Genomic DNA, 6,961 nt, shown 5'->3' with positions numbered 1-6,961 from the left:
CGGCGGTTGGGTGGAGCAAATTGGGGCGATTGTGCGCAATGAAACGGCCGTTGACATTGGGATTGTCGCCAGCCTGATTATGCCCAGCGAAATTTTGTGGAAAAAGGCGCTGACTTTGTTTCAGCCAGCGTTCACCAGCAGTCCAATGATGGCCGGCCCGTTCACGGTTGCTTCGCAGCCGAGTGATGCCATGTTGGTTTATGCGGTTTTGTACATGGCGGGCATGGTGGGGTTCGCCTTGTGGAGCTTTACGCGGCGCGATTTGTAACTTTGTCGCTATATGAGAGTGCGATAGTGATGTCACTATCGCACTCTCATACTATCTAACAAACATCCTATTAAGGTCGCATGACAGTTGGTAAATACAGTCGCAGCAAGTCGGCAGTTGTTGTGAGCATAACGTCTACGCTAACATTGGGATTTACATCTGAAGTAACCGTGATGGTAGTCATGTCAGCGCTGCCAATGGTGGCATTGGCCGGAACGGAGATGTCTACAATTAACATAAATGACTCGCCGCCAGCTAGTTCACCTGTCGTGTTCGTTGACAAAGCTGCATCCCATATACCATCTGCTGTAATAGTGAAGCTGTCTGGTGCGTTGCCGTCGTTGGTGATGAGGATGTGATAGGTAGCTGTGTGACCGGGAACGGCCGTGTTCGTTGTCGTGTCAGGCACAGCCGAAACCGCCACAGTTTGTGTTATCACGTTCAGTGTCACAGGAACATATAAAACGGGATCTTGTGCCGGATCATTTTGTTGCAAAGCCATTACCATGTTATAGGTGCCAGGAGGGAGGCTTGTGGCGTCAAATGTTAGTGTGTAATTCTGGTTGTCATAGGCCGGAATCGTACCTGTAAGGGGACTGATGCTTGTCCACGGCACATTGCTGTAAACAGGAGCAGCCAACCAATTCATGATGTTCAACGCAAATGCACGATTATCGGCATCGTTAATAATGTAATCACTGAAAATAGGGACAGTTACAATGACGATGCGTCCACCATAGTATTGATACGCAGCTGCTATCGGGTAATTAACTACATCATGTACAAGAATGTCAATGGCTTGTGTTGAGGTTAGTGCCTCAGTCCCAGAATCTATATAAATTTCGTCGATTCCATCTGTTGTTGGGTGTGGGTGTATATTACTGGTAAGGCCCGTATAGTATGAGCCGGGCACGTATTCAATGCCAAACAGGTTCGCCAAATCTTGAGTTGTGTATGAATTGCCACTGTGAATGAAGAGTGCCCCTCCATTTGCTACCCAGTTTGATACGGCCGTTAACTCATCATCTGTCCAGTGTGTATACCCACAACAGCTCACCCACAATACATCATACTGTGAAAGTATCATGTCTGTTACCGGATGAGTGTAGTTTTCCGTAATCACACCGCCGGCGTCGATAATGTCTTGTATCATCTCGTCGAAATAGTTAATCGCAGCACCTCCGTGTGACCTGTCATAGAGGATGTTTTTACCGCTCAGGTCCATTGGTGCGAATAAGGATGGATTGGTAGGGCTGATTTCACGCCAGGTATAGTCAAGCGGTTGCGGTCCAGTATTGGAGAGTGTGAAATTGTAGGCAGTTACAGAACCAGACGCAGCCGTTACATTGATACTCTCTGGCATCCCTTCCAGGCGCGGCTGTGCCGGAATCAGGGCCAGATTTTGTGTTACTACACCTCCGGCCGGGATGACAACAGTAACGGTTTCTGTCATGTAGCCAGCGGCAAATGTTGTTAACGTATACTCACCCGTTTCAGCCCAAATACCGTAGGAGGGATCAGCAGTTGTCGTGTATACACCTTGTAACTGCACAGTTGCTCTTAGCGGGTTTCCTGTCCAGGCATCGCTCACCGTACCTATCACCTGTCCCATGCTGGCTATTGCCTGTACCTCCATGCTGACAGGCAACATCTGGGTGGGCGTATAAGGATCATTTGTATTGACAATGATCTTGGCTGTGTATAAGCCCGGTTGCAAGCCGGTGGTGTCGAGTGTAATTTGAACATCCAATGCATCATATCCAGGGACGGTTCCTGTGATTGGTGTTGCGGTTAGCCAGGATATGTCATTGTCGTACCATTGCACAGCATTAGCTACGATGCGAGCCATATAATTATTAGTTGGCATATAATAAAAACCTATCAAGGCTATATGCCCTTTACCAATATTTTTGCCTAGAACTAAGCTGCCATTATTATTCTGGCGTTTGGCAACCACATCAACATCTTCTGCGGTATAGAAGCCCAAATTTCCACTAACGTAAAAGGGGGATGGGATACCTTGTGCTAGAGGGTGTTGCGTGTCAACAATTTCGAACCATTCGCCCGAGCCACAAGACCTCGCTTGAATATCAATTAAGTTAGCGCCTTCTAACAACAGGTAAGCCTGATTACAGTAATCTGTGATGATGATGGTTCCGCCTTGATTTACAAATTCATGCAGGACATCAGCCCAGCTTGCTCCCAAGTTATAGAAATAATTTCCAAGGTTAGTTTGCTGTGATGGAACCAGAAACACGTTTGCCGTTGCCAATAAATTAGCCAAAACAACAGGGTCTTCCGTATCGGTTTCTGTCAAGTTGAAAGTAGTGTATTGAGCGATAGCGTTGAGTGTGTTTTCATACTCCTGGTCATAATTCGTATACTTTATCCAGGTTAACAGGCTTGTGGTTCCTTGCAGCTCGGAAAAAGCAGCAGCTGGTATGGAAGCAACGGTAGGAAAGCTTCTACTATAGACATTTGCATCAGATAACTGTGTTTGAAGGGCTGTCATTTCAGCGGTAGTGCGGGCATATTCAGATAATAAAGCCAACCCCGATGTTGTGTCCCTTTCCCCAATGGCGAAAGTCATGGTAACTGGCCCGTTGTTGTTCACCGTCATTGTTTCGATGGTAATATCGCCAGCATCTTGAATTACATCAATGCTGTCTGGAGCCAGGTCAAGAACAGGCACATTCTCTACCAGAGCTATATTTTGTACTGTTGCTTGCTGAGCTGTAATGACCACAGGTAAGGTTTGTGACACGTATCCATGAGTTGTTACTTGCAATGCATAGTTGCCTGCTTCTAACCATAGTTTGTAGAAACCGTCTGAGTTAGATGTGATGATGTAAGGTTGCCCTTGGGCAATAATAGTGGCTTGTAGTGGCGTACCAAAACGACTGTTCGTTACAAAACCCTCTACCCAACCCATGTTTGTAGTAGGTTCGACAGTCATGGAAATTGGCAGAGTGAGGTGTCCGTTTATTGGATCATTGCTATTAACCCAAATCGTACCCACATACGTTTCTGGTTGAATGTTTGTTGAATTGAAGTTGACGGTAACATTTTGGGTTTCGTTTGTAGGTAAGGTGCCTGTTGTAGGGGATATTGTCAACCATGAGGTTGATACTTCTGTTGGTAGCACATTGAGAAATGCTTCCATAATGCTAAGCGTCTCGTTATCATCAATATAATAGCCATTGTCACCGGCATAGAGCAGGTAATATATTCGTCTACTTGTTGATAGGTTAGAAACGCTATGAGAATCATCATCTGTGTCGCTCGAATATGTATGATAAGCCATAGGGTTAGAGGCAACAATGATAAGATGATTTACTGAAGGATCCCCAGCATTGTAAACACGTTTCACAAATCCATAATAGGTGGTTCCATGATGCTGTATTTGTAAAACAGATCCATCGACATCCCCGGAGCCATCAGCCCCTAATCCGCCCCAAATACCAAATGTGTTAACATCTTTCATATCGGCTGCGAGCACGAACAAGCCCGGATATTTTCGCGTGAAGTAACGGCCGTTTGTGCCAAAGCCTTCCTCAGAAACGATCGTGTTGTTGGCGTATTCTATAAAATTGTCAGGATTGGCAAGGAGGTAATTACCATCATCATACATATCATTTCCACCATCGTTTATAAAATAGCCCGTCTCACCTTCGCTAAACTCATAGCGATTGGGAATGGCATTGATGATGGTTTGATAATTCGCGTTAAGACTGTCTAACGTGTCTTCCAGACTTGCTTCTGTGATGTCGCCACCGACGGCATAGACAGAATAAGTCAGTGTGACGCCATTGCCATTGCTAATAGTAACTGTGTCTGTCACATTGGTGTTAACTACCTGGGTACTACTTAGAGAGATAGGTGCAACACTGATTTGTGGCGAGGCATAGGCTTCACTGATGAATACGGCCGTATCACTATACACCGTTGGGCTGGTAATAGATGTGGCTGTTACTTCAATTACATCTGTATCATACCAATTTGCGGAGGTAGGAATGGTTACGGTGACGGCAAAAGTAACGATCTCGCCATTAGTCAGTGGGCCAAGTGTTGTTGTTGACAACTCGCTGTTCCACAGTGGCGTATTCGTTGTTAGGGTAAAAGTGTCTGTTTGTTTTGTTTCATTACGCAGCGTAGCCTCATAAACAAGCGTTTGCCCTGGTACATCTTGTTGTTTTTGTGTTGAGGGTGACAAAATGACACCATTACCCACATATTGCGGACAAATGGCAATACCTTCTGGATAAAAACCAGGTAATGTGAAATTGGTCACCTCATAGCTTTCTGTATTAATGATAGAGATAGTATTTTGAGTATTGCCAACATAAAGTTGACTGCTATCACAGGTAACTTGTAGTGCCCATGCAGTACTATGTGCGTCAATCATTGTCACTTCGAGTGTGTCTGTGTCAATAGCGTAAACACCACCGTTTCTTTCATTCACATATAAAATAGTCCCGTCGGGATTTGTATCTATTCCGCTGAGTGCGCCCAGGTCGGTCAGTGTGGCGTAGATGCTGTTTGTGGTTAAGTCTATGATTGTTAATTTCTCTTCATGAATGCTGCTGACATAAAGCCACTTTCCATTTGGGGATACAATAAGATCCCATGGTTCACCGTGTGTATGGGCTATCTCAGCTACTGTGAGGTCCGTCGTATCTATTACATAAATCCTGCCTAAATAGGACGCTGTATAGATAAAATCTTCAAATGGATGTGCCGCTAATTTTTCCGCAGAGTTAGTAATAGTTGTCTGTTGTGAATAATCGGTTGTGTTAATTACCAAGATTTGGGCAAGGTTACGGTTACCTATAAATGCGTACTGGCTATCGCGGCTGAAGGCAACACCGCTGACACCATAAGCCCAGTCTATAACGTGAGTAACGGTAAGCGTATTGCTATCAATGACCACAACATTGCCAGAATACTCGCAAGTTATGTAGACTTGGCTTCCATCAGGGGTAATAGCAACATGTTTGGGGTTCGAACAATGCACGGCCCCAACGTCTATAGTCTTGATTATTTCATTGGTTGCCGTATCCATTACGACAACTAAATTGGACCCGTAGAGAGTGATATAGGCCAGGTCACCAGTGATATGGGTGGTGATAGAGGCACTGTTTTGGATGGCGGGTGAAGAAATATCTGTTGCCCACACCGTTGCATGATCCTCTGTGCCAGGGGCTATCCCGGCGGGTACAGCAATCTGAACGGTATAAGTAAAGGTGTCCAAGTCATCAAGAACGGCCGTTTCACTGATCTGGTTACCATCATGCCAGAAGGTGATAGGCCATGCGCTATCTGTTGCTGTCAGCGCAAAGGCCGTGCTGTTCATGGCCCAGTTAGTCAGGGTTTGGGTGTAAACGACGGTTTTCCCTGGCTGCACATATGCTTCTTGTACAGGCGGATGTAAGTCAACGACAGGTTCACGACATAAGGCAAACTGGTAGTCATACTGAACCCAACCACTATCGTTGTAATTATCATCTACCTGTACCCGAATCTTGGTATATGTGGGTGGGATCATCGTTTGGTGTACGAGCAATCCTGCTGAACCAGACACTTGTTCGGCGATAACATCCCAGGAATCACTATCAGGATTATAGCCAGAGATAGTGGCATTTATCTGATAATAATAAGGATCGATGTAAAGTTGAATTAACAGATAGGCGAAACGTTGTCCGGCATATTCATATACATCGTTCAAGCCATCTCTAGATTCCGCTGATGTCCCACGAAAATTTAAATGGGGTTCACAAATAAAGGCCGTGTCCAGTGTGGTGGTATTTGTGTAGAGTTGGTTGTCGGCTACAGCGACAACTTCCAGACTGTCCATGTCACCAATTGCTGCTCCTGTTGGCACTTCGACAACAACGGTAAAGGGGATACCTTCGCCATCAGAGAGTATAGCCGTTTGTGTGGGCGACAACGTAGCATTCCAATCATAGCCTGCTACCAGGTCCAGCGTAAAACTGTCTTCGTTGGTGGTCTGGTTTTTTAAGAATGTCGTGTGTGTGACTAACATTGTTGGTTGGCCGAAGTTTGCTTGTGCTGCTGGCTCAAACGCTACTTTTGGCCCTGGATACGCAGACGGCATATCTGCATTTGTGGCCGCAGGTGTTAACCGAGGATTAATTGCCTCGGCTGACAGATGGGCAGTCGTTGCTAATAAATAAACAGCACCTAAGACGACGCTAATCACAAATCCAACCCAAAGAATGCGCTGCACAATACTTGATTTTTCCGAACGAATCATGATTTTAATATCCTTCCCTTTGGCAATGGCAAATCACCAAAACTTACAAAATTTCTTGGCTCATACACGTTGAGCAACAAATACATTTGATTTTGTATCACAAGCGTGTCTATATCGGGAGTGATGTTTGTCATGTTTTCTATCATGATTGTTAATACCTATCTTTGTTGTTTTGCCATTGACGAAACGGCCGTTTCTCACAATAATCCTATCCGTAAACAGCTACCAGTAATCCGAAAACAGTTGTCAGCGGGCTGAACGCTGGCAGCGAGGAGATACCCATGCCCACAACCGGAAACTGGCCGCCGACGACAAGCCTGAGTGAGCGCCAGCGCCAACGCCTCTTGATTTGGGCAGAAATGGCTTTGCAACGTCAGGTCGCCCCTCTGAATCTGCCTGAGGCTGAAATGGCACAGGTC

Annotated in this window: 2 protein-coding genes; one reads left to right on the top strand and one right to left on the bottom strand. The window is 45.6% G+C overall.

Features of this window, described 5'->3' with window-relative positions:
- Positions 1 to 268 (top strand): ABC transporter permease (locus H6550_16530; GenBank protein ID MCB9047743.1); only part of this gene is annotated, 268 nt, incomplete at its 5' end.
- 70 nt (positions 269 to 338) lie between these two features.
- Here H6550_16530 and H6550_16525 read toward each other — a convergent pair.
- Complete coding sequence (locus H6550_16525) at positions 339 to 6,542, bottom strand: carboxypeptidase regulatory-like domain-containing protein (protein ID MCB9047742.1); 6,204 nt, start codon at positions 6,540 to 6,542, stop codon at positions 339 to 341.
- Positions 6,543 to 6,961 lie beyond the last annotated feature (419 nt).

The sequence above is a fragment of the Chitinophagales bacterium genome, from assembly GCA_020636495.1.
Classification (GTDB): Bacteria; Bacteroidota; Bacteroidia; order Chitinophagales; family Chitinophagaceae; genus UBA5543.
The sequence above is the reverse complement of the archived record's forward strand: the minus strand, read 5'-3'. Positions and strand labels throughout refer to the sequence as shown.